This window comes from Mycobacterium sp. DL (genome assembly GCF_039729195.1).
Lineage (GTDB): Bacteria > Actinomycetota > Actinomycetes > Mycobacteriales > Mycobacteriaceae > Mycobacterium > Mycobacterium hippocampi_A.
Window position 1 is genome coordinate 2,073,754 of sequence record NZ_CP155796.1, and the last position, 22,477, is coordinate 2,096,230.

Below are 22,477 nucleotides of genomic sequence, written 5' to 3' on the forward strand. Positions count from 1 at the left end.
TGCTGATGAGTGTTCGTGTCGCCGATGGGGCCGCGAGGGTGCTGGCCGATCCGTCGGCCTACGCCGACGAGCGGAACCTGCACGCGGCGTTGACTCATCTGCGGGCGAATGCGCCCGTGTCGTGGGTCGAGGTGCCCGACTACCGGCCGTTCTGGGCGATCACCAAGCACGCCGACATCATGGCGATCGAGCGTGCCAACGACCTCTTCACCAACTCGCCGCGACCGGTGCTCATGACGGCGGAGTCCGACGCACTGCAGGCCGGCGTCGGCATCAGCACGCTCATCCACATGGACGACCCGCAGCACCGGGTGGTGCGGGCCATCGGCGGCGACTGGTTCCGGCCGAAAGCCATGCGCGCCATGAAACTCAGGGTCGACGAACTCGCCACCCGCTATGTGGACCACATGGCGGCCGTGGGACCCGAATGTGACTTCGTGCAGGAAGTCGCGGTGAACTTCCCGCTGTTCGTGATCATGTCGCTGCTCGGCGTGCCCGAGCAGGACTTCCCGCGGATGCTGCAATACACCCAGGAACTGTTCGGCAACGACGACGCCGAGTTCAGTGCCGGCGCCTCGAAAGAGGATCAGCTCGCGGTGCTGCTCGACATGTTCGGCTACTTCAACGCCCTCACCGCGGCACGGCGCGAACAACCGACCGAGGACCTGGCCTCCGCGATCGCCAATGCCCGCATCGACGGTGAGCCGCTGTCCGACGTCGACACCGTGTCCTACTACGTCATCATCGCCACGGCCGGCCACGACACCACCAGTGCGACGATCTCCGGCGGCCTGCAGGCTCTGATCGAACATCCCGACCAATTGCGACGACTGCAGGCCGATCCGGGCTTGATGGGGCTGGCCACCGAGGAGATGGTCCGCTGGGTCACCCCGGTGAAGGAGTTCATGCGAACCGCGCAGCAGGACAACGAGGTTCGGGGGGTGCCGATCGCGGCGGGGGACTCGGTGCTGCTGTCCTACCCGTCGGGCAACCGCGACGAGGAGGTGTTCGCCGACCCGTTCCGCTTCGACGTCGGCCGTGATCCCAACAGGCACGTGGCATTCGGCTACGGCGTGCACTTCTGTCTCGGTGCGGCGTTGGCCCGCATGGAGGTGAACAGTTTCTTCTCCGCGCTGCTGCCGCGGCTGAAGTCCATCGAGCTGACCGGCACGCCTGAGCACACCGCCACGATCTTCGTCGGCGGCCTCAAGCACCTGCCGATCCGCTACCGCCTGTCGGACTAGGAGTTGCCGCGCGCGGCTGCCTTGAGGGCGTCGAAATGTCCTGCGCCGCCGCCACGTTCGCCTTCCTTGTGATGAGAGAGGGCTTGGATGGTGACGTCGTGGCCTTCGGAGGCTTTGCGTAGGGCGCCGACGGTGGCTTGGTCTTTGGGGACGTGGGTGAAGGGGTCCCAGTGATACCAGCGCATCGCGTTTTCGTAGGTCATCTTGTTGATCTCGTCATCGGGCACGTTGTTGGCGGTCAACACCTCCTCGAGCTGCTCGGGGGCACCGGGCCACATCGAATCCGAATGCGGGTAGTCGGCTTCCCAGCAGATGTTGTCGATCCCGATCTCGTGGCGCAGCGCCACCCCGACCGGATCGGAGATGAAACAGGTCAGGAAGTGATCCCGGAACACCTCCGAAGGCTTCTGCTTGCCGAAATCCTGACCGGTCCACGTCGAATGCATCTCATAGGTCCGATCCGCACGCTCCAGGAAATACGGAATCCACCCCGTCCCACCCTCCGACAGCGCGATCTTGAGCGTCGGATACTTCTTCACCGGCGCCGACCACAACAGATCCGCCGCCGCCTGCACGATGTTCATCGGCTGCAACGTGATCATCACATCCATCGGCGCATCAGCGGCGGTGATCGCCAACCGCCCCGAGGACCCGATATGAACGTTCATCACCGTCTCGGTGTCGACCAACGCCTCCCACACCGGGGTCCAGTACTCGTCATGAAAGCTCGGATACCCCATCGCCGCCGGATTCTCCGAAAACGTCAACGAGTGCACCCCCCGGGCAGCGTTGCGCCGAATCTCTTTCCCGCACGCCTGCGCATCCCAGATCACCGGCAACGTCATCGGAATGAACCGCCCCGGATACGCCCCACACCACTCCTCGACATGCCAGTCGTTGTAAGCCTGAAGAAGCGCCAACGAGAACTCCGGATCCTCAGTGGCGAACAACCGGCCCGCGAACCCCGGGAACGACGGAAAACACATCGACCCCAAAATCCCGCCGGCATTCATGTCCTTGACCCGCTCATCGACCTTCCAACACCCCGGCCGGATCTCATCGAGACCCTGCGGCTCGAGCCCGTACTCCTCCTTGGGCCGACCCGCCACCGCATTCAAAGCCACATTCGGAATCACCACATCCCGGAACTGCCACGTATCACTGCCATCGGCGTTATGCACCAACCGCGGCGCCTCATCCAAATACTTCTTCGACAAATGGTTCTTGAACATATCCGGCGGCTCGACCACATGATCATCAACACTGATCAAAATCATCTCGTCCTTGTGCATGGGACCGTCCCGTTCTGTAGCTACTTACCGTATGGATTACAGTTTAGCGCGGCGGCCTGATGTGGAGGCCGGATCGGACGTTGGTCAGTTGCCGCGCTCGTAGTGCGCCCGCACCACGTCGACGGTGTCGGCCTCGGAGGCGGGTTTGTCGTCGCGGTAGCGAAGCACCCTGGCGAACCGCAACGCCATGCCGCCGGGATAACGTGACGACGTCTGCACACCGTCGAACGCGATCTCGACCACCTGCTCGGGCCGCACGCGGACCACATAGTCGTCGGTGGGGCCGGTGGACAGTTCGAGGAAGCGCCGGGTCTGCCAGGCCAGCATCTCGTCGGTCATGCCCTTGAACGTCTTACCGAGCATGACGAAACCGCCGGTCTGCGGATCGCGCGCACCGAGGTGGATATTCGACAGCTTGCCGGTCCGCCGGCCCGATCCCCACTCGACGGCGAGCACGACGAGGTCGAGCGTGTGAACGGGTTTGACCTTCAACCACCCCGCGCCGCGGCGGCCCGCTTCGTAGGGCGCGGTCGGCGACTTGGCCATCACACCTTCGTGCCCGGCGGCGAGCGTCGCGTCGAGAAACTGTTGTGCGGCAGCGGCATCGGAGGTCGCCAGTCGATCGACGCGCTGGTGTTCGGGCACGATCGTGTCCAGGGTGGCGAGGCGTTCGTCGGTCGGTCGATCGAGCAGGTCCACTCCATCGGCGTGGAGGACGTCGAAGAAGAACACCGACAGCTTCTGCGAGTGCGGGCCGGTGGCGGTGCCGCCACGTCGGCCGAACCGCGACGCGGTGACCTGGAAGCGGTGCGGGCGGCCATCGGGTCTGAGCGCGATCGCCTCGGCGTCGGCGATCAGATCGGTCACCGGCAGCGCCAGGGTGGCGTCGACGACCTCGGGCAGCCTCGCGGTGACGTCGTCGAGGCTACGGGTGAAGATCGCGACGGTGTCCCCGGTGCGGTGGATCTGTACGCGCGCGCCGTCGAGCTTGGCCTCGAACACGGCGGTGCCGCCGAGGCGGCCCAGAGCGTCGGCGACGTCCGAGGCCGTCTGGGCCAGCATCGGCCCGACGGGTCGTCCCGCCTGCAGGGTGAACTGGGCGAGAGCTGCGCCGCCGCCGGTCATGGCTGCTGCGGCGACGGCCGGCAGCTCGCCGCCGAGCATCGCCGCGCGACGCACCACCGCGGCGGGAACGTCGGAGGCGCGTCCCACTGCGTCGGCCATCACTCCGATCAGCGCTCCCTGACGAAGCTCGCCACCGAGCAGGCGCCGCAGGAAGGTCTGCTCGATCGCGGTCGCCGACGCGAAGAGCGTCGTCAGGAGGTCAGCGCGGCGCGCCTGTGATCCCTTGCCTGCCACCGCGCCGATCTCGCTGAACGTGGCATCAACGTCACGCACCTCCAAGTGGGGCTCGTCGGCAGGCTCGGGCAGCGAGCGCAACGCGGCCCACCCGACACCGATCTGGCGTTGCGGGAGCTCACCGGACAGCCACGCCACCACGACGGTGATCAGTCGGGCGTCCCCGCCGGCGCCGGCCGACTTCAGTAGGTCGGCAATGCGGGCGATCTTGGCCGACCGCGCCGAGGACGCACCGACGTCGGCGGACGCGCGGGCGACCTCTACCAGGAGCACCTGACCACCCTGACACAGGCCGCCGACACGTCACATAAGCCGGAACTGCATTCCAGCCGCAGAAGTTCGAGTGCGTTCCTGCTGGAACGCAATTCCGGCGCAGGGGAGGTGGTCACCTCACGGCGAAGGTGATCGAGTGCCACCCCGTCGCGCCGTCGGGAATCGGGTCGACCCGCTCGGAGGTCTGCGTGTAGCCGTCGTTGTCGGTGGCGCGCACGGTGATCTTGTGGAAACCGGTCTCCTGCGCGTCCCAGTCGAAGCTCCACAGCCGCCAGGTGTCGTCGGAGTAGCTCTCGCCCAATTCGGCTCGCTGCCAGTCGCCTTGCCCACTCGGAGTGTCGATCTGGACTTCGACATCACGTACCCCGCGGTCCTGCGCCCACGCCACACCGCCTAACCGCACCGGACCCATGGCCACGTCCTGCCCGGCCCGGGGGACGTCGATGCGCGACTCGGTCTTGATCGGGCCCCGGGCCGACCAACCGAGCCGCGTCCAGTACGCCTCCGCGCGGTCGAAGCGGGTGAGTTCGATGTCGACGAGCCACTTGGTGGCCGAGACGTAGCCGTACAACCCGGGCACGACCAGTCGCGCGGGATAGCCGTGTTCGACGGGCAGGGGTTCGCCGTTCATCCCGACCGCCAGCAACGAGTCCTCGCTGAGCAGTGCCTCGACCGGGGTGCCCGCAGTCCATCCGTCGGTCGACATCGACAGCACCATGTCCGCGTCGGGCTGCACACCGGCTTCGGCCAGGATGTCGCTGATCCGATAGCCGGTCCAGGTCGCTGTCGAAATAAGGTCGCCACCAACGGGATTGGAGACACATGTCAGTGTCACCACTTTCTCGACGGCCTCGAACCGGTCGAGGTCGGCAAAGCGCAGGATGACCTCACGGTCCACCATGCCGTGAATGCGCAGCTGCCAGTCGGCCCGGCTGAGCTGAGGCACGGTCAGTGCGGTGTCGATGCGGTAGAAGTCGGCGTTGTCGGTGATGAACGACGGCAGGGCAACACCTTCGGGCTGCACCGCTGCAGGCACCGGCGCGGCGGCGACGTCGACGCGGGGCAGCGCGAACGCCTGGCGGTCGCTCGACACCGACGACGTCAGGCGGCTGATGACCGCGCCCGCGACACCGGAGGCCACACCGACACCGAGGAAACCGAGCGTCACCAGGGACAGCCGCCGGCCACGGTCCGGTGCTCCGGCGTCGTCGGATACCGCCGGCGCGTCCCGGGTATCACTGAACCTTCCCGAGACGAGCAGTCGCAGGACAGCCACCCCGCACGCCGCACCCACCACCGTCGGGACGATGTGGATGAATGTCGCGCCTTCGCGGGACAGCACCGCAGCGCACCCGGCGACACCGGCGGCCACGATCAAGGCACTGCCGATCGGTCTGCGGGGCCCCTCGAGCATTCCGGCGATGGCCGCCACGGCCGCGATCACCACCAGGACGAGCACCCCGAGAACCAGCTTGTCCGCGGTGCCGAACGTCTCGATGGCCCATTCCTTGACGGGCGCGGGGGTCAACTCGATCACCGAGGATCCGACCGCGTTGCGGACATCGGCCTGCGGCCCGAATGCGGCCGCGACGAGTTGGGCCACGCCGACCGACACCGCAGCCGCTGCGACGCCACCCATAGCCTTCGCGCCCAGCATGGTCATTCCGCCAAACTACCGCCGTAGCGAACCCGAAACCCTTACCGAAGGATGTCGTCCGCTAGGTTGCTTTACAGATCTACCTCTACTTGCAACGTTCACGAAAGGAAGTACATGGAGATCGAGGGCAAGAAGGCCGTCGTCGTCGGTGGTGCCTCGGGATTCGGGCGGGCCACCGCGGAGGCTCTCGCCAAGCGCGGCGCGAGTGTGGCGGTGCTGGACCGTCCCCAGTCGAACGGCAAGGAAGTGGCCGACGGGATCGGCGGCACCTTCCATGAGGTCGACATCACCGACTTCGACGGCACCGAGGCGGTGCTGGGCAGTGCGGTCGAGGGACTGGGCGGCCTGCACATCGCCGTCACCACGGCCGGCGGCGGGATCGCCGAGCGCACCGTGAAGAAGGACGGCCCGCACGGCCTGGACAGCTTCCGCAAGAGCATCGACCTCAACCTCATCGGGACGTTCAACATCAGCCGGCTGGCCGCCTGGCACATGAGCAAGAACGACCCCGTCGACGAGGACGCCGAGGAGCGCGGGGTCATCATCAACACCGCCTCGATCGCGGCGTTCGAAGGGCAGATCGGACAGTTGGCGTACACGGCGTCCAAGGCGGCGATCGCCGGCATGTGCCTGACGATGGCACGTGATCTGGGCAGCCTGGGCATCCGCGCGCTCGCGATCGCCCCCAGCCTGTTCGCGACCGGCCTGACCGAGGGCATCCCCGACGAGTTCGCCGCGGTGCTGACCAAGGACGCCGCGTTCCCGAAGCGGCTCGGCAAGCCCGAGGAGTACGCCAAACTCGCGGTGGCGATCGTCGAGAACCCGATGCTCAACGGTCAGTGCCTGCGATTGGACGCCGGGCAGCGGTTCGCGCCGAAGTAGCGGTGTTTCGGCGTGATCGTCGTCGGTCAGCGGCGGCGATCACGCCGGCTTCACTAGGCTGGCCGGGTGGCTACCGTTGCCGATCACGTCATCGACACCCTGCGAACCAGCGGCATCCGGCGGGTGTACGGCTTACCGGGCGACAGCCTCAACGGCTTCACCGATGCGCTGCGCCGCTCCGACGGCATGTCGTGGGAACACGTGCGGCACGAGGAGACCGCGGCGTTCGCGGCCGCTGCGGAGGCCGCGCTGACCGGACAGTTGACGGTGTGTGCGGGCAGTTGCGGACCGGGCAACCTGCACCTGATCAACGGACTGTTCGACGCGCAGCGCAGTCGGGTGCCGGTGCTGGCCTTCGCGGCACACATCCCGCGCAGTGAGATCGGCTCCGGCTACTTCCAGGAGACACACCCGCAGGAGCTGTTCCGCGAGTGCAGTGTCTACTGCGAGATGGTCAGCACCCCCGAGATGTTGCCGCGCATCCTGCACATGGCCATGCGGGCCGCGGTCGAGGAACGCGGGGTGGCCGTCGTCGTGATCCCGGGAGAGATCTTTCTGCAGAAGGCGGACGCCAGCGCGTGGCAGCGGCCTGTGACCGCGACCCGTTCGGTGATCCGCCCCGACGACGCATCGCTGCGGCACGCCGCGGAGATGCTCAACGACGCACGGGCCGTCACCATTCTCGGCGGTGCCGGCGTCGAGGGCGCCCACGATGCGCTCGTGCAGGCGGCCGCGACGCTGCAGGCCCCGGTGGTACACGCGTTGCGGGGCAAGGAGTTCATCGAGTACGACAACCCCTACGACGTCGGGATGACAGGTCTGCTCGGTTTCGCCTCCGGCTACAAGGCCATCAAGGAAGCCGACACGCTGCTGATGTTGGGTACCGACTTCCCTTATCAGCAGTTCTATCCCGACCACGCGAAGGTCATCCAGGTCGATATCCGCGGCGCGCACCTCGGCCGCCGCACACCGGTCGACCTCGGCCTGGTCGGCACGGTCGGCGACACGCTGGCTGCACTGCAGCCGATGCTGCGGCAGAAGACCGACACCGCGCACCTGGACCGCTCGCGCAAGCACTACCGCAAGACGCGAAAGACGCTCGACGACCTCGCGGTCAACGACCGCGACAAGACACCGATACGTCCGGAATACGTTGCCGGACTGGTGAACACGCTGTCCTCCGATGACGCGGTGTTCACCGCCGATGTGGGTTCGCCGGTGGTGTGGGCGGCTCGGTATCTGGCGATGAACGGCAGACGCCGGCTCATCGGATCGTTCAACCACGGCACCATGGCCTGCGCACTGCCGCTCGCGATCGGAGCCCAGACGGCGTTTCCGGACCGGCAGGTGGTGGCGCTGGCCGGCGACGGTGGTCTGACCATGGGCTTCGGCGAGTTGCTGACGCTGATCCAGAACCGGCTGCCGGTCAAGGTCGTGGTGTTCAACAACTCGTCGCTGAACTTCGTCGAACTCGAGATGAAGGCCGCCGGGATCGTCAACTTCGGTACCGAGCTGACCAACCCGGACTTTGCCGCGGTCGCCCAGTCGATGGGAGTCTTCGGTCGCCGGGTCGAGCGGCCCGCCGACCTGGAGCAGGCGCTGGTCGATGCATTCGCTGTCAGCGGGCCGGCTGTCATCGATGTCGTCACCGCCCGCCAGGAACTGTCGATCCCGCCCGCGATCACCGCCGAGCAGGCGAAGGGATTCTCGCTGTACGCGATCCGGACCATCCTGGCGGGCCGGTCCGACGAGTTGCTCGACCTCGTCACCACCAACGTCGCCCGGCGTCTGCTGGACTGATCTGCCCAGTCTGCACACTTTTCGAGCCGATCGCGGTCCGCGGGACTAAAGTTTGCCCATGCGAACCAGTCTGTGCTCGGCGTCGGCCACCGTCGCGGTCTTGCTCGCTGGATGCGGATCCAGCCCGCAGGTGCCCGCCGATTCCGGCTCACCGTCGGAGCGCAATGCCACGTCGCCGGATACCAGCAGGGTCCAGATCAACGGCGACGCGTCCGATCCGGTCAACCAGATTGCGATGCAGGCCATCGCTGACCTCGAATCCTATTGGGGTGAAAACTATCCCGAGCTCTACGGGGACGAGTTCGCCCCGATCGAGGGGGGTTACTACGCCGCCTACCCGTCATCGGGGGAGGTGCCGCCGTGCGCGACGGATCCCGGCGACGTCGCGGGAAACGCGTACTACTGCTACACCAAAGACGTGATCGCCTGGGACGCAGAGGGATTGCTTCCCGAACTGGCAGACAAGTTCGGCGATTTCGTCATCCCTGTCGTGATGGCTCATGAGTTCGGACACGCGATCCAGGGCCGTTCGGACTTCACCGCCCGCACCGTCACCAAGGAGCTGCAAGCCGACTGTTTTGCCGGTGCCTGGTCCCGACATGCCCAGGACAACAACATCTTCGAAGTCAACGCCGCGCAACTCGACAGCGCGCTGGCCGGAATCCTGGAGCTGCGCGACTCGCCGGGCACCAGCAAGATGGACCCCAACGCCCACGGCAGCGGTTTCGACCGCGTCAGCGCATTCCAGGACGGCTACGACAACGGGACCGAAGCGTGCAAGGGATATCGCGACGACAACCCGATGGTCCTGGCGTTGCCCTTCAACGACGAGGAGGATGCGGCCAACCGGGGCAACGCACCGTACGACTACGTGGTGAACACCGTGCCCTACGACCTGGAGGATTACTGGACCCAGGCGTACCCCGCGGTCACCGACGGGCAGAGTTGGGTGCCGGTGCGCGGTCTGGAACCGTTCGACCCCGACTACCCGCCGCGTTGTGGCAGACAGAGCGCCGAGGGCTACGCGTTGTTCTACTGCGTCCCGGAAGATTACATCGGTTGGGACAACAAGTTCGCGATGCGCCAGGTGTACCGGCAGGGTGGTGACTACGCTGTGGCGACGCTGCTGGCCACACAGTACGGTCTGGCCGCCCTCGAGCGGCTGGGCGATCAATCGGACGAGCAGACCTCCACGCTTCGAAGTGACTGTCTCGCAGGCGCTTACACCGCCAGTGTGATTCTCTACAACCGACCCGACACCAGCACCTTCAGGATCTCGCCCGGTGACCTCGACGAGGCCATCACGGCGCTGCTGGTGTTCCGCGGCGACGGCGACGTCGATCGCCAAGGTGCCGGCTTCACGCGGGTGCGCGCGTTCCGGGCCGGCGTGATGGACGGTGTGGAGCCCTGTCTTTCTCTACGGCCCTGATGTGCTCCGCTTCCATGCCAGCACCTGACACCATGGCGGCATGCCTGTCGACGTGACACTGACCGAGGCCGAGCAGGCCGCGCTGCAATCGTGGGTCCGCCGCACCGGGCTCGGTTCGACGGTCAGCGACGTCGAACCCCTCACCGGCGGCTCGCAGAACATCGTCGTCCGGCTGTGTGTCGACGGGCGACCGATGGTGTTGCGGAGGCCACCGGCACACCCGCGGCCGACGAGTGACAACACGATGCGCCGGGAGATCGCCGTGCTGGGGACACTGGCCGGCACCACCGTGCCGCACCCGGGCCTGATCGCCGGCTGCGAGGACCTCGACGTGCTGGGTGTGGTCTTCTATCTGATGGAGGCCGTTGACGGCTTCAACCCGGGCAACGAGACCGACGAGACCTATGTCCGCGATGCCGGGATGCGGCACCGGGTCGGACTGTCCTATGCGGCCGGACTCGGACGATTGGGGACCGTGTCCTGGGAGAACAGTCCGCTGGCCGACATCAAACGCCCGGGATCCTTTCTGGCACGGCAGGTTCCGCAGTTCATGCGGTTGCTCGAGAGCTACCGCCACGAGCACTACGCACCCGAATCGTTCCCGTCGGTCGGTGCGCTCGCCCAGTGGCTGGAATCGCAGCGTCCGCCGGACACCGAGCCCGGCGTCATGCACGGTGATGCCCATCTGAACAACGTGTTGCTGCGGCGCGATGCGCCGGAACTGGCCGCGTTCATCGATTGGGAGATGTGCACCGTCGGGGACCCGCTGCTCGATCTCGGCTGGATGCTGGTGTGCTGGCCCGACGGTCCCAACCCGATCAACGCCGGCGCGCAACTCGCCGCGCTGGGCGGGTTGGCGACGCGTGGCGAGCTGATCGAGGCATACGTGGCGGCGGGCGGGCGCCGCACCGCACGGTTGGACTGGTATGTCGCGATGGCATGTTTCAAGCTCGCCATCGTCATCGAGGGAACCTGGTCGCGTTTCCTGGCCGGGCAGGCCAGTTCGGAAGCCGGCGAGCGACTGCACGCCTCGGCGCAGAACCTCATCGAGCTCGGCACCCGGGTGGCCAGAGGGGACAACCCGTTCGTGTGACCGAACCGCCCGGGCTCGCATGGCCACGTTGCAAATCTCGCGGATCCGGTTGATCCTTCAGGTGTGGCAGGCGACGACAACACTGCGCGGCGGGTGGACCGGCTCGGACTCGGCCTGGCCGCACTGGGGCGCCCGGCGTACCTGACGAGCGGGCGCGACCAGGATGTCGGTGAGCACCGATCGGTCGACGAGATGCGTTCCCGGACAGCCGAAGTCCTGGATGCGGCCTACGCCGGCGGGATCCGCTACGTCGACGCCGCACGCTCGTACGGCCGGTCCGAGGAGTTCCTGTCGGATTGGCTGAACTCCAGGCCCGATGTCACCGACGTCCATGTGGCGTCGAAGTGGGGGTACCGCTACGTCGGTCGGTGGCGGCTGGACTCGCCGGTGCACGAGGTCAAAGAACACACCCTTGATGCGTTCACGACACAGTGGCGCGAGAGCCGGGGACTACTGGGCGACCGACTCCGGATCTACCAGGTCCATTCGGTGACCGAGGAGAGCCCGGTGCTCAGCGACCCCGACCTGCAGAATGCGCTCGCGGGCCTGCGTGACAGCGGGATCTCCGTCGGCTTGTCCACCTCGGGCCCCCACCAGGCGGCGGTCGTGCGCGCTGCGCTGGCGATGAACATCAACGGGACACCGCTGTTCTCCGTGGTTCAGTCGACGTGGAACCTGCTGGAGACCTCTGTCGCGTCGGCGCTCGCCGAGGCGCACGCCGCGGGTGTCGCCGTCGTGGTCAAGGAGGTCTTCGCGAACGGCCGGCTTGCGCCCGGCGGCACCGACCCGGCGGCCGGGGTGCAGAAGGCGGCCCGGATGGCCACCGACCTGGGGGTCGGCATCGACCAGCTCGCTGTTGCCGCTGCGGTGTCGCAACCCTGGTCGCCACGGGTGCTCTCGGGCGCGGTCACGGTGTCGCAGGTGCAGTCACACATCGCCGGTGCCGACCTCGTTGTCCCTGCGGAGATCCTCGACGCGCTGAGCGGATTGTCCGAGGATCCGGTCCAATACTGGGCCGCCCGCTCCCGACGCCCGTGGGCCTAGGCCTAGATGTACTGACCTGAGAGGTTAGGTAAGCGGCTGGCGGGTGCTTGACCCTTGAGTGAGGTGTGGCCGCGGTGGTGATTGTAGTGATGCACCCAGAGCGGGAACTCGGCGCAACGTTCGGCGTCGCTGGTGTAGAGCCGCACGTAGGCCCATTCATCGGCAAGGGTGCGGTGAAATCGCTCCACCTTGCCGTTGGTCTGCGGTCGATAGGGTCGGGTCCTGCGATGCTTGATGTCGCCGAGCGCATCACGGAACGCGTGCGATCTGTAGCAGGAGCCATTGTCGGTCAACACATTTCGCACAGCGATGCCGTTCTCTAGGAACCAGGCGTTGGCCCGGGTCCAGAACTCTGCGGCGGTTTCTTTGCGTTCATCTGTCAGCATTTCCGAGTAGGCCAGCCGGGAGTGGGCATCAAGGGCGGTGTGCAGAAAGTGATAGCCGCGCACCGGGTTGCGGTACTTGCTGAAGACCCCGCTGCTCTTGTCGGCGTTGGAGTTGCGGTTGCCCGCCGTGCGGCCCAGTTTGCGCCAGCCGCCGCCGGCGGGGATCTTGCCGAGTTTCTTGACATCGACATGCACCAGATCGCCGGGAGCAGCGGACTCCATTCGGCGGATGACACGCCCCGTCGGGCGGTCCAGCCATCGCAATCGCGCGACTCGGTAGCGGCGTAAGACCCGATGCACCGTGGACACGTTGAGGCCCAGCAGATAGGCGATTCGGGCCGGGCCCCACCGGCGCAGCACCCGGACTTTGATGATGCGGCGTTCGGTGCGCGTCGGGGTCTGATTGGGGCTGCGATGGGGCCGTGAGCTGCGGTCAGCCATCCCAGCCGGCCCCTCCTGGCGGTAGCGCTGCGCCCACCGCTGGGCGGTGGTGACCGCGACCTGGAACCGTTCGGCGGCTCGGCGCAGCGACCAGCCGTCCTCAACAATGCAACGAGCCAGGCGCAGGCGACCGGTTTCTGACAGCGGGGCGTTACGGTGGACCACGAAGACCTCCAGAGTGAGTGGTGTGTTCCTAGACAGCTCGCACTTCACTCGGAGGTCTTCTTCATGTCACCACGCCACGCCGTCCCTAACGTCCGTGGTCGGTACACCTAGACCAGCGGTGAGGTTTTCGCCGATGACGTTTGGCCGGCACCCGGGCTGCCTACTCTCGGTGAGAGGGCACGCGATCGCATCGGAGATCCTGCTGCGGACAACGCGAGTCCGGCGGGAGAATCATGAGTGGCAACCGGATCGTTGTCTACAAGGGCCCAGGCGAAGTGGCGGTCGAATCGATCGACTATCCCAAACTCGAGGTCCCGGCCGAAGTGGCCAGTGCGATGGGTATGAGTCGCAAAGCAGACCACGGCGTCATCCTCAAGTGTGTGTCGACCAACATCTGCGGATCTGATCAACACATGGTGCGCGGCCGCACCACCGCGCCTGTCGGGCAGACTCTCGGACACGAGATCACCGGCGAGATCATCGAAAAAGGCTCTGACGTCCAGTTTCTCGAGGTCGGTGACATCTGCTCGGTGCCGTTCAACATCGCCTGCGGCCGGTGCCGGAACTGCCGTGAGCGGCAGACCGGGATCTGTCTGAACGTCAACCCGGCGCGCGCCGGATCCGCCTACGGCTACGTCGACATGGGCGGCTGGCTCGGCGGTCAGGCCGACTACGTGTTCGTTCCCTTCGCGGACTTCAACCTCCTGAAGTTCCCCGACCGGGACGCGGCGCTGGCAAAGATCCGCGACCTCACGATGCTGTCGGATATCTTTCCGACCGGATACCACGGCGCCAAAACCTCCGGTGTGACAACGGGATCCACGGTGTACGTCGCCGGTGCCGGACCTGTCGGGTTGGCCGCCGCGTACTCGGCCCAACTGTTGGGCGCCGCGGTCGTCATCGTCGGCGATCTGAACGCCGACCGACTCAAGCAGGCGGAATCGTTCGGCTGCGCGACGGTCGACATCAGCGCTGATGCGACGCTGGAGGACCAGATCGCCGACATCCTGAACACCAACGAGGTGGATTGTGCGGTCGACGCGGTGGGATTCGAGGCCAGCGGGCACGGCCACAACGCGGGGGAGCAGCCGGCCGCGGTGCTCAACTCGATCATGAGTGTCACCCGTGCCGGCGGCAGTCTCGGTATTCCCGGTCTTTACGTCACCGGTGATCCCGGCGCCGCCGACCCCGACGCCAAGGACGGCACGCTGAAGGTCCGGTTGGGGCTGGGGTGGGCCAAGAGCCACAGCTTCTACACCGGTCAGTGTCCGGTGCTGTCGTACAACAGGGGCTTGATGATGAGCATCCTGCACGACAAGGCGCACATCGCCGACGCCGTCAACGCCACCGTCATCTCGCTGGACGACGCTCCTCGCGGGTACGCCGAGTTCGACTCCGGGGTGGCGGAGAAGTTCGTCCTCGATCCGCATGGGATGGTGCCCGCAGCCTGAGCCGCGATCGGCCGACAGTTCAGCGGTAGGCGTCCCAGCCGAGCTTGACGGCCAGAGCGAGGCCGGCGACGCCGATCGCTACCCGCAGTGGACCCGCGGGTGCATGACGGACGACGACGGGGCCGAGTCGCGACCCGAGCAGGCACCCCATTCCGAGCGCCACCACGGCGGGCCACTGGACCGGCGCCGCCACCGTGAAGATCACCGCGGCGACGCTGTTCGCGACCCCGAGGACGACGTTCTTGCCGGCGTTGGCCCGCGCGAGGGTGGCGCCGCCGGCGCGCAACAGCAGCGCCAGCAGCAGCACTCCCGCGGCAGCACCGAAGTATCCGCCGTAGATGCAGATCGCGAAGATCGCGGCACCCTCGAGGATCAGCAACGTGGTGTGACGTTGGTGGCTGGCTACCCGCGCTTCACGCTTGGGTCTCACCGGTATCAGGATTGCGAGCGCGGCGAAGCCGAGCAGGAACGGCACGATGCGCTCGAAACCCTCTGACGGGGTCGACAGGAGGAGCACTGCGCCGGCGATGCCGCCCAGGGCGGCGAAAGGCATGATCCGTTTGAGCCATTCCCCCTGACCGTGAAGTTCGGGCCGCGAACCCCAGATCGAGCCGATCCCGTTGAACACCAACGCCACTGTGTTGGTGACGTTCGCCGTCACCGGCGGCAGGCCGACGAGCAGCAGTGCAGGATAGGTCGCCACCGATGCCAGACCGGCGATGCTGCCGGTCAGTCCACCGAGGATTCCGGCCGCGAAGAGCAGCACTGCATGCGACCAGGACACCGGCACATTGTGTACGACGTCCAATTTGTGTCCGATGCCCAACTCGGTTGCGCGCCGCGAACCAACAGGTCTAACATCGCCGACGTGCCGAGGCGACTCGTAGTAGCAACCCGCAGCGGGGTCTGATCCTGACCGACCCCTCGCTGTGGGTCGTCGCTACTCCGTCGGTCGATTTCTCCGAAGTCAGAAGGCCGGCACATGAACGCTCGATTCGCCACTGGATACCTCGCGACGCCGCAGTGCTTCGCGGCGCACGTGGACGGTCCGATACCGCGTGCTCTGCGTGAGGAGGCCGACATGAAACCTTTCGACCAGTTCGTTGACGACTACGCACCGGCCAGCGGTCCGCTGCGGTTGGGGCAGTGGTCCTGTACCGATGCCGACCGGCCGTCCGGGCGGCTGGGCCCGCAGGCCCGCAACTACGAGGCGACACTGGCACTCGGCGACCGGATCGGCACCTCGCGCGCCGCGGCGTGCGGGCCCGTCGCCGCACTGACCGAGATGCTGCACGCGCGCGGGGTTGCCGTCGAGATGACTGCCTTCCATCAGGTGCCCGCCGGTGACAACACCGCGACGTTCGTCTGCGGCAGTGGCCGCGGCAGGACCGAGTGGGCGATGGGGTGGTCCCACGATCCCGTCGAGTCGTCGCTGCGCGCGGTCATCGCCTGCGCCAACCGACTGCTGGCCGAAGCGGGTTAACCGGTTTCGCTGCCGGGTTCCGTCCTGGTCAACGCCCACGCGCCGAAAACGACCGCGGCCGCGGGCACCCCGACCATCGCCGCCGCTGTGTTGCGGGGCACGTCATGTCGGCCCAGTGCGCCCGCAGCGCCGTCCGCGACGTCGCAGGCCAGGCCGACGCCGGCCCATGTCCTGCGGCGTCGGCCGGTCGACGTCACGTCCCGAGTCCGATGAGCATGTCGCGCACGCCGAACAGGCGCCACAGATAACGCGATTGCGCATCGGGGCGGGTAAGGCCGAACAGCGTCGCCGCCACCTCGGGCCTGGCCCAGGCCAGGGCGCCGATCGCGATGCGCATGGCCGCCAGCGACAGCACACCCGTGCGCGCGGCGCGGGCGCCACGCTCGGCGACCCGGCTCACCGCAGTGGGCGCAGCACGATCGGCATGCCGTCCTTGGGTACCGGCATGCCGCCGTAATCCCATTCCGTCGTGTAGCCGGGCCGCGGGAGTTCGAGCCGGTATTTGCGCAGTAGCCGGTGCAGGATCGTCTTGACCTCGAGCTGACCGAACGTCATACCGATGCACTTGTGCGCGCCGCCGCCGAACGGGCTGAAGGCATAGCGGTGCTTCTTGTGCTCGTTGCGCGGCTCGGCGAAGCGCATCGGGTCGAACTTCATCGGCTCGGGGTAGAGCTCCTCGAGCCGGTGGTTCATTCCCGGGTAGGCGATGACGTTGGTGCCCTTGGGTAGGTAGTAACCCAGCAGCTCGGTGTCGCGCACAGTCTGGCGCATCGCCCACTGCACCGGAGTCACCAGCCGGATGGACTCGTTCATCACCAGGTCCAGGGATTCCAGCTTCTCCAGCGACTCGATGTCCACCGGACCGTCGCCGAGGCGGTCGGATTCTTCGCGGCAGCGCTCCTGCCACTCGGGATGGCGGGCCAATTGGTAGATCATCGTGGTGGCCGTCGAGGTCGACGTGTCGTGGGCGGCCATCATCAGGAAGATCATGTGATTGACGATGTCCTGATCGGAGAACTTGTTGCCGTCTTCGTCCGCGGTCTGACACAGCACGGTCAGCAGGTCGGATCCGTCCTTGCCCCGGCGCTCTTTGACGCGGGCCTCGAAGTAGTTCTCCAGCAGCTTGCGGGCCTGCATGCCGCGCCACCAGGTGAACGGTGGGACGGGAGTGCGGATTATGGCGTTGCCTGCACGGGTGGTGGTGGTGAATGCGTTGTTCACCTTCGTGACCAGTTCGTGGTCGGAGCCGGGCTCGTGGCCCATGAACACCATCGACGCGATGTCGAGGGTCAACTCCTTCATCGCCGGATACATCAGGAACCGCGCGTCATCGGCCACCCAGTCCTTGGCGATGACCTGGGAGACCACCTTGTCGACCTGCTCGGTGTAGCCGACGAGCCTGGTCCGGACGAACGCCTCCTGCATGATCCGGCGGTGGAACATGTGTTCCTCGAAGTCCAGCAGCATCAGTCCGCGGTGGAAGAACGGCCCGATGACCGGCACCCAGCCCTGCTGCGAGAAGTCCTTGTTTCGGTTGGAGTAGATGGCCTGGGCGGCGTCGGGTCCGAGCGCGGCAACCGACGGCAGCGCGGGGGAGTCGACGTAGAACAGCGGCCCGTGCTTGCGGTAGACGTGCAGCGAGTAGTCCGGCCCCCCACGGAACATCTCCACCATGTGGCCGACGATCGGAAGCCCGGCATCCCCCATGACGGGCTTGAGGTCGCTGCCCGCCGGGGGCATCGCCATCGGTTTCTGCGGGAAATCGGTACGCAGCAGCTTGCGTTCTACCGCGCCCAGGCCGGGGAAGTTGGTGATCGATGGGGTGAGCCGCCGTTTGGCCTGGTCACGTAGGTACCTGGGGGTGCTGATCGTCGCCATCAAACGCTCCTGAAAGAACAAGCTGTGGTGGATGTCACCTCCGCACCATCCTGCTGGGACGACTTGACGCATGTCAAGTTTTGATTGCAGCGAGTCGCGGTGCAAAGGTCTACTGCCATGAGCGCCGAACCTTCTCCGCCGGAGAAAAGCCGCAGCCGCGGCGACCGGCAACGCGACGCGATCCTGGCCGCGGTGCGCGACCTGCTGCAGGAGCGCTCGTTCGCCGACCTGTCGGTCAGCACCATCAGCGAGCGCGCCGGCGTCGCCCGATCCGGCTTCTACTTCTACTTCGACTCCAAGTACGCAGTCCTGGCGGTGATCGTCGCCGAAGCCATGGCCGAACTCGACAAGCTCACCCACGACTTCGCGCCGCGTGAGCCGGACGAGACGCCGTCGGACTTTGCGAAACGCATGGTCGGCTACGCCAACATCGTCTTCTCGTCCCACGACCCGATCATGGGGGCGTGCAACCTGGCCAGGAACACCGACGCCCAGATCCGCGAGATCATGGACGACTTCCAGGACACCGTGATCGACAAGATCGTCGGGCTGGTCAAGCAGGACTCGGGGGCACGACCGATATCGGAGGACACCACTGCGCTGGTGCGCACTCTGACCGCGGTGACCTCGATGACGCTCGCGCACGACAGCGCATTCGTGGGCCGGCGTCAGGATCCCGCCGGCGCGATCGAGATCGTCGAGCGGTTGTGGCTGACTGGTCTGTGGGGCGGCACCGACACGCACTGACCGCCCACGCGGGTCGTGGCGTCGGGGGCGCGCGAGGGGCGCCGGTAGTGTCACCGGCATGGCACAGCTCGGATCGAACATCGGTTTCAAGAACGGATTTCGCGGTAAGCGGTGCCTGCTCACCGGCGCCGCCAGCGGTATCGGCCGTGCCACCGCGCTGAAGCTGGCCGCCGATGGAGCCGAGCTGTTCCTGACCGATCGGGACGCCGACGGACTCGAGTTGACCGTCGCGGACGCCAGGGCGCTGGGCGGTGTGGTCGCCGAGCATCGAGCCCTCGACGTTTCCGATCACGATGCCGTTGCCGGATTCGCCGCCGACATCCATGCCGACCATCCGCCGATGGATGTGGTGATGAACATCGCCGGTATCTCGGCGTGGGGCACCGTGGACAAGCTCACCCATCAGGACTGGAAGTCGCTGATCGACATCAACCTGATGGGGCCCATCCACGTCATCGAAGCCTTCGTGCCGCCGATGATGGCGGCCCGGCGCGGCGGACACCTGGTCAACGTCTCGTCGGCGGCCGGGATCGTCGCGTTGCCCTGGCATGCGGCCTACAGCGCGAGCAAGTACGGACTGCGGGGTCTGTCCGAAGTGCTGCGCTTCGACCTGGCCCGGCACCGCATCGGGGTGTCGGTGGTGGTGCCCGGCGCGGTCAAGACGCCTCTGGTGGACACCGTCCACATCGCCGGCGTGGACCGCGACGATCCGAACGTGCGCAAGTGGACGAACCGGTTCGCCGGCCACGCGGTGTCCCCGGAGTTCGCCGCGGAGAAGATTCTTCGGGGCATCACGAAGAACCGGTACCTGATCTACACGTCGCAGGACATCCGTGCGCTGTATCTGTTCAAACGCACCATGTGGCTGCCCTACAGCATGTCGATGAAACAGGTGAACGTGCTGTTCACCCGCGCGTTGCGGCCAAAACAGAAGCGGCGCTGAGGGTTCAGCGCTGTCCCCAGTCCCACGGCGGGGTGGTGAGCAGGCCCTGGTCGGTCACCTTGGTCTCGCCCCAGTCCTTGAAGAGCTCGATCTCCCACGTGTCCTCGTCGCTGCCCAGCGGTGCGGCGCCGAGGCACTGGCGCAACGTGGGGGAATGCGTGACGACCACGACCTGGGTTCGTGTCGCGACCTGTCCGACCAGTGCAGCCAGCGGGCGGACGAGATCAGGGTGCAGGGACGTCTCCGGCTCGTTGAGCACCATCAGTGACGGCGGTTGTGGGCTCAGCAGAGCCGCCGCCCACAGCAGGAAACGCAATGTGCCATCGGAGATCTCGGCGCTGCGCAGCGGACGAAGCATGCCCCGTTGGTGCAACTGCAGATCGAACAACCCGTCGGTGACGGACACCGAGACGGTGGCGCCGTCGAACGCGTCGGCCACCGCACGGGCGAGGTCGTCGGTGCCGGTCTCGAGGATCGTCTGGACCGCTGCGGCGAGGTCGGCACCGTCGTCGGCCAGCACAGGGGTCCTCGTGCCCACCTGCGGCCGGCGCGACGGAGCACCGCCGTCGGCCCGAAAGCCGTCGTAGAATCTCCAGTCCCGCAGACGTTCCCGCACCATCACCAGCTCCGGTGCCGCGCCGGCCCAGTCGGACAGCACACTGCGGTGCGCCGGCAGGTTGCGGCTGAGCTCGTCGAATCCGCGTCCGGCGTCGGCGGCCACCTCGACGTAACCACGTACCCGGCGCACCAGGGTGGTGCCGGTGCGGGCGACCGGTCCGGCGAAGACCAGTTCGCGTTTGACTTCCGGGTCGCGCGCGAATGCGGTTTTCCTTGCCTGTGGCAGCCCCAGGTCGATCAGATAACCGAAATCGTCTGCGGCGTAGCCGAGTTCGATCGAGACAGGGCGGGTTCGCCGCCCGCCCTGAGCGGCCCCGGTGCGGCGGGCGCCTGCGAGGTTCTCGGGGCCGGCCCACAGCGCCGACTCGACCCCTCCTTCGCGGGCGAAGGATGCGATCACCTCGCCACGGCCGCAGTCGGCCAACAGTCGCAGCGCACGGTAGAGCGACGACTTGCCGGTGCCGTTGGCACCGGTCACGACGGTGAGACGGCGCAGCGGCAGCACCAGTTCGCGAAGCGAGCGGTAACCGCGGATCGCGACTGTCTGGAGCACGGGGACGACGTTAGTGGGTGGCGGTGACAACGGTGGCCGGTGCATCGGTCATCGCCAGCTCCAGGCGAACGCCCAGCAGCCGGACCGGCCGGTCCAGTTCGAAGAGATCGAGCACTTCCAGTGCGGTGTCGACGATGGTGTCGGCGGCAGTCGTGGGCGAGAGCAGCTTGCGGATCTTGGTGCGGGTGTAGAACGTGTTGGTCCGCACCGTGACGGCAACCCGGGTGACGATCCGCTGCTGTGCGAGGACCTCCACCAATGTGCGCTGCGCCAGATCGACGACGGCCGTGTCGATCTCGGCCCGATCGGTGAGATCCTGCGGGAAGGTGACGACGTGGCTGCGGGACCGCGCCACCCACGGCTGGGCACTCACCGTATCGTCGCCACCTCCTTTGGCCAGCAACAGGATCCACAGCCCGGTGGTGGGACCGAACGCCGATGTCAACACCGCAGGATCTGTCGCCGCCAGATCGGCGACGGTCGTGATACCCATGGCGGCAAGCTTTTTGGAGGTCTTGGGTCCCACGCCCCACAGTGCCTCGACGCCTCGGTCGCCCATCGTCGACATCCAGTTGTCGTCGGTGAGGGCGTAGACACCCGCGGGCTTCGCGAACCCGGTGGCGACCTTGGCCCGCTGCTTGTTGTCGCTGATGCCGACCGAGCACGACAGGCCCGTCCCGGCGGTGACCACCTCCTGGATTCTCCGGGCGAGCGCCACCGGATCGTCCACGTCGGCGCCCACGTAGGCCTCGTCCCATCCCCACACCTCGACGGGGTGACCCAGGTCGCGCAACAGGGCCATCACCTGCTCGGAGGCTGCGTCGTAGGCAGCCGAATCCGAAGGCAGGAAGGTGGCTTCGGGACACCGGCGGGCGGCGGCGCGCAGTGGCATGCCCGCGTGTACGCCGAACTCGCGGGCCTCGTAGGACGCGCAGGTGACGACCTTGCGGGCTTCGGTGGGGTCGCCGCTGCCGCCGACGATCACCGGGAGGCCGACGAGTTCGGGATGGCGCTGCAGCTCCACCGAAGCCAGGAACTGGTCGAGGTCGACGTGCAGGATCCACGACGGATGCTGCGCGCTCATGATCCGCAGAGCTTGCGCGCCACCGTCTCCCACGCATCGCCGAGTTGGTGGATCGTGCGGCCGCGGTCGGTGAGTTCGTGGTGCACGTAGTCGGCATCCAGCAGAGCCAGCAGTGCGGTCGCCTGAGTATCGAGATCGCCCGTGGTGCCCGCGGACTCGAGCAGCAGCCGGACGTGGCTGTGGTGCAGCATCATCGGTGCGTTGTAGCGCATCTGCCGATCACGGCCGACGTCGGAGAGCAGCGCGTGATGGACGACGACGAACTTCAGCCGCTCCCGGCCGTAACTGAGCAGCCGGTCCAGCGGGGGCGCCCCGGGGCCGAGCGGGGGCGGCCCGAACAGGAATGCCTGCTGCTGCGTCTTCTCGTCCTCGTCGAGCAGATCGACCATCAGGCCCGCGCGGCTGCCGAATCTGCGGAACAGCGTGCCCTTTCCCACACCCGCCGCTGCTGCGATGTCCTCGGTGGTGACGGCCTCGGCGCCGCGTTCGTCGATCAGCCGTCGTGCGGCGTCGAGCAGCAGCGCACGGTTGCGTGCGGCATCACCCCGTTCAGGGGGGCCGGCGTCGGTCAGCGGCAATGCCGTCATCCTGTCGGACACGCTCACCAGGCAACTTTAGCTCAGCCGGAATAATTCGGACCATGGTCCGGTTGCTT

At 66.9% G+C, this 22,477-nt stretch carries 21 protein-coding genes; 10 read left to right on the plus strand and 11 right to left on the minus strand.

The window, feature by feature from the left end; all coding sequences use genetic code 11:
• Positions 1-5 precede the first annotated feature (5 nt).
• Positions 6-1,244 carry a cytochrome P450 gene (locus ABDC78_RS09930; RefSeq protein WP_178362061.1) on the plus strand — a complete coding sequence of 413 codons (1,239 nt, stop codon included), beginning with the start codon at positions 6-8 and terminating at the stop codon, positions 1,242-1,244.
• Here the strand turns inward: ABDC78_RS09930 and ABDC78_RS09935 are convergent.
• From ABDC78_RS09935 to ABDC78_RS09945, 3 genes are all read right to left on the minus strand, one after another.
• Positions 1,241-2,536, minus strand: a complete 1,296-nt coding sequence (locus ABDC78_RS09935; protein ID WP_178362062.1) for an amidohydrolase family protein — start codon at positions 2,534-2,536, stop codon at positions 1,241-1,243. The two genes, ABDC78_RS09930 and ABDC78_RS09935, sit on opposite strands and share 4 nt — an antisense overlap.
• Before the next feature lie 84 nt (positions 2,537-2,620).
• Positions 2,621-4,168, minus strand: coding sequence for an ATP-dependent DNA ligase (locus ABDC78_RS09940; protein ID WP_178362063.1), 1,548 nt, complete (start codon positions 4,166-4,168; stop codon positions 2,621-2,623).
• Positions 4,169-4,280: 112 nt separating this feature from the next.
• Positions 4,281-5,831, minus strand: coding sequence for a molybdopterin-dependent oxidoreductase (locus ABDC78_RS09945; RefSeq protein ID WP_178362064.1), 1,551 nt, complete (start codon positions 5,829-5,831; stop codon positions 4,281-4,283).
• Positions 5,832-5,939: 108 nt separating this feature from the next.
• Between ABDC78_RS09945 and ABDC78_RS09950 the strand changes: the two genes are divergently transcribed.
• From ABDC78_RS09950 to ABDC78_RS09970, 5 genes are all read left to right on the plus strand, one after another.
• Positions 5,940-6,707, plus strand: a complete 768-nt coding sequence (locus tag ABDC78_RS09950; protein WP_178362065.1) for an SDR family NAD(P)-dependent oxidoreductase — start codon at positions 5,940-5,942, stop codon at positions 6,705-6,707.
• Positions 6,708-6,773: 66 nt separating this feature from the next.
• Positions 6,774-8,507 (plus strand): ubiquinone-dependent pyruvate dehydrogenase, encoded by a 1,734-nt coding sequence (poxB, locus tag ABDC78_RS09955; protein ID WP_178362066.1) that lies wholly within the window; start codon positions 6,774-6,776, stop codon positions 8,505-8,507.
• Positions 8,508-8,565: 58 nt separating this feature from the next.
• Positions 8,566-9,936 carry a neutral zinc metallopeptidase gene (locus tag ABDC78_RS09960; RefSeq protein WP_178362067.1) on the plus strand — a complete coding sequence of 457 codons (1,371 nt, stop codon included), beginning with the start codon at positions 8,566-8,568 and terminating at the stop codon, positions 9,934-9,936.
• Positions 9,937-9,976: 40 nt separating this feature from the next.
• On the plus strand, positions 9,977-11,029 hold the full coding sequence (locus ABDC78_RS09965; protein ID WP_178362068.1) for a phosphotransferase family protein: 1,053 nt from the start codon (positions 9,977-9,979) through the stop codon (positions 11,027-11,029).
• Between the two features lie 63 nt (positions 11,030-11,092).
• Positions 11,093-12,073 (plus strand): aldo/keto reductase, encoded by a 981-nt coding sequence (locus ABDC78_RS09970; protein WP_347133421.1) that lies wholly within the window; start codon positions 11,093-11,095, stop codon positions 12,071-12,073.
• 2 nt (positions 12,074-12,075) lie between these two features.
• Here ABDC78_RS09970 and ABDC78_RS09975 read toward each other — a convergent pair whose 3' ends face one another.
• Positions 12,076-13,065, minus strand: coding sequence for an IS481 family transposase (locus ABDC78_RS09975; protein WP_178362069.1), 990 nt, complete (start codon positions 13,063-13,065; stop codon positions 12,076-12,078).
• A 233-nt stretch (positions 13,066-13,298) separates the two neighbouring features.
• On the opposite strand from ABDC78_RS09975, the gene fdhA reads away from it, so the two are divergent.
• On the plus strand, positions 13,299-14,516 hold the full coding sequence (gene fdhA / locus ABDC78_RS09980) for a formaldehyde dehydrogenase, glutathione-independent (RefSeq protein WP_178362070.1): 1,218 nt from the start codon (positions 13,299-13,301) through the stop codon (positions 14,514-14,516).
• A gap of 19 nt (positions 14,517-14,535) precedes the next feature.
• Here the strand turns inward: fdhA and ABDC78_RS09985 are convergent, their stop codons facing one another.
• The gene (locus tag ABDC78_RS09985) at positions 14,536-15,300 is read right to left on the minus strand and encodes a sulfite exporter TauE/SafE family protein (protein ID WP_178362071.1); all 765 of its coding nucleotides are present in this window, start codon (positions 15,298-15,300) and stop codon (positions 14,536-14,538) included.
• Between the two features lie 198 nt (positions 15,301-15,498).
• Between ABDC78_RS09985 and ABDC78_RS09990 the strand changes: the two genes are divergently transcribed.
• Positions 15,499-15,999 carry a homocitrate synthase gene (locus ABDC78_RS09990; protein ID WP_178362072.1) on the plus strand — a complete coding sequence of 167 codons (501 nt, stop codon included), beginning with the start codon at positions 15,499-15,501 and terminating at the stop codon, positions 15,997-15,999.
• Here the strand turns inward: ABDC78_RS09990 and ABDC78_RS09995 are convergent.
• The 3 genes from ABDC78_RS09995 to ABDC78_RS10005 are packed head-to-tail and all read right to left on the minus strand — an operon-like array spanning position 15,996 to position 17,877.
• A complete protein-coding gene (locus tag ABDC78_RS09995; protein ID WP_178362073.1) occupies positions 15,996-16,196 on the minus strand; it encodes a hypothetical protein in 201 nt (66 codons plus the stop codon). The two genes, ABDC78_RS09990 and ABDC78_RS09995, sit on opposite strands and share 4 nt — an antisense overlap.
• Positions 16,193-16,399, minus strand: coding sequence for a DUF4267 domain-containing protein (locus tag ABDC78_RS10000; protein ID WP_178362074.1), 207 nt, complete (start codon positions 16,397-16,399; stop codon positions 16,193-16,195). Before ABDC78_RS10000 ends, ABDC78_RS09995 begins: the two co-directional genes overlap by 4 nt.
• Complete coding sequence (locus tag ABDC78_RS10005; protein WP_178362075.1) at positions 16,396-17,877, minus strand: cytochrome P450; 1,482 nt, start codon at positions 17,875-17,877, stop codon at positions 16,396-16,398. The genes ABDC78_RS10000 and ABDC78_RS10005 overlap by 4 nt, the downstream gene beginning before the upstream one ends.
• A 117-nt stretch (positions 17,878-17,994) precedes the next feature.
• On the opposite strand from ABDC78_RS10005, the gene ABDC78_RS10010 reads away from it, so the two are divergent.
• On the plus strand, positions 17,995-18,624 hold the full coding sequence (locus ABDC78_RS10010; RefSeq protein ID WP_178362076.1) for a TetR/AcrR family transcriptional regulator: 630 nt from the start codon (positions 17,995-17,997) through the stop codon (positions 18,622-18,624).
• 58 nt (positions 18,625-18,682) lie between these two features.
• On the plus strand, positions 18,683-19,567 hold the full coding sequence (locus tag ABDC78_RS10015) for an SDR family oxidoreductase (RefSeq protein WP_178362077.1): 885 nt from the start codon (positions 18,683-18,685) through the stop codon (positions 19,565-19,567).
• A gap of 4 nt (positions 19,568-19,571) precedes the next feature.
• On the opposite strand, the gene ABDC78_RS10020 is transcribed toward ABDC78_RS10015, so the two are convergent.
• From ABDC78_RS10020 to ABDC78_RS10030, 3 genes are read right to left on the minus strand one after another with little or no spacing between them, the layout of a single operon-like run.
• On the minus strand, positions 19,572-20,738 hold the full coding sequence (locus tag ABDC78_RS10020; protein ID WP_347133423.1) for an AAA family ATPase: 1,167 nt from the start codon (positions 20,736-20,738) through the stop codon (positions 19,572-19,574).
• A 10-nt stretch (positions 20,739-20,748) separates the two neighbouring features.
• Positions 20,749-21,822, minus strand: a complete 1,074-nt coding sequence (locus tag ABDC78_RS10025) for a DNA polymerase IV (protein WP_178362079.1) — start codon at positions 21,820-21,822, stop codon at positions 20,749-20,751.
• Positions 21,819-22,409 carry a TetR/AcrR family transcriptional regulator gene (locus ABDC78_RS10030; RefSeq protein ID WP_178362372.1) on the minus strand — a complete coding sequence of 197 codons (591 nt, stop codon included), beginning with the start codon at positions 22,407-22,409 and terminating at the stop codon, positions 21,819-21,821. The genes ABDC78_RS10025 and ABDC78_RS10030 overlap by 4 nt, the downstream gene beginning before the upstream one ends.
• Positions 22,410-22,477: the final 68 nt, after the last annotated feature.

Coding starts and splice junctions, on each gene's coding strand:
- ABDC78_RS09945 (WP_178362064.1), bottom strand. CDS start 5,831: ATGACCATGCTGGGCGCGAAGGCTATGGGTGGCGTCGCAGCGGCTGCG.
- ABDC78_RS10010 (WP_178362076.1), top strand. CDS start 17,995: ATGAGCGCCGAACCTTCTCCGCCGGAGAAAAGCCGCAGCCGCGGCGAC.
- ABDC78_RS10005 (WP_178362075.1), bottom strand. CDS start 17,877: ATGGCGACGATCAGCACCCCCAGGTACCTACGTGACCAGGCCAAACGG.
- ABDC78_RS09960 (WP_178362067.1), top strand. CDS start 8,566: ATGCGAACCAGTCTGTGCTCGGCGTCGGCCACCGTCGCGGTCTTGCTC.
- ABDC78_RS10025 (WP_178362079.1), bottom strand. CDS start 21,822: ATGAGCGCGCAGCATCCGTCGTGGATCCTGCACGTCGACCTCGACCAG.
- ABDC78_RS09965 (WP_178362068.1), top strand. CDS start 9,977: ATGCCTGTCGACGTGACACTGACCGAGGCCGAGCAGGCCGCGCTGCAA.
- ABDC78_RS10030 (WP_178362372.1), bottom strand. CDS start 22,409: ATGACGGCATTGCCGCTGACCGACGCCGGCCCCCCTGAACGGGGTGAT.
- ABDC78_RS09935 (WP_178362062.1), bottom strand. CDS start 2,536: ATGCACAAGGACGAGATGATTTTGATCAGTGTTGATGATCATGTGGTC.
- ABDC78_RS09990 (WP_178362072.1), top strand. CDS start 15,499: ATGAACGCTCGATTCGCCACTGGATACCTCGCGACGCCGCAGTGCTTC.
- ABDC78_RS09950 (WP_178362065.1), top strand. CDS start 5,940: ATGGAGATCGAGGGCAAGAAGGCCGTCGTCGTCGGTGGTGCCTCGGGA.
- ABDC78_RS09930 (WP_178362061.1), top strand. CDS start 6: ATGAGTGTTCGTGTCGCCGATGGGGCCGCGAGGGTGCTGGCCGATCCG.
- ABDC78_RS10015 (WP_178362077.1), top strand. CDS start 18,683: ATGGCACAGCTCGGATCGAACATCGGTTTCAAGAACGGATTTCGCGGT.
- fdhA (WP_178362070.1), top strand. CDS start 13,299: ATGAGTGGCAACCGGATCGTTGTCTACAAGGGCCCAGGCGAAGTGGCG.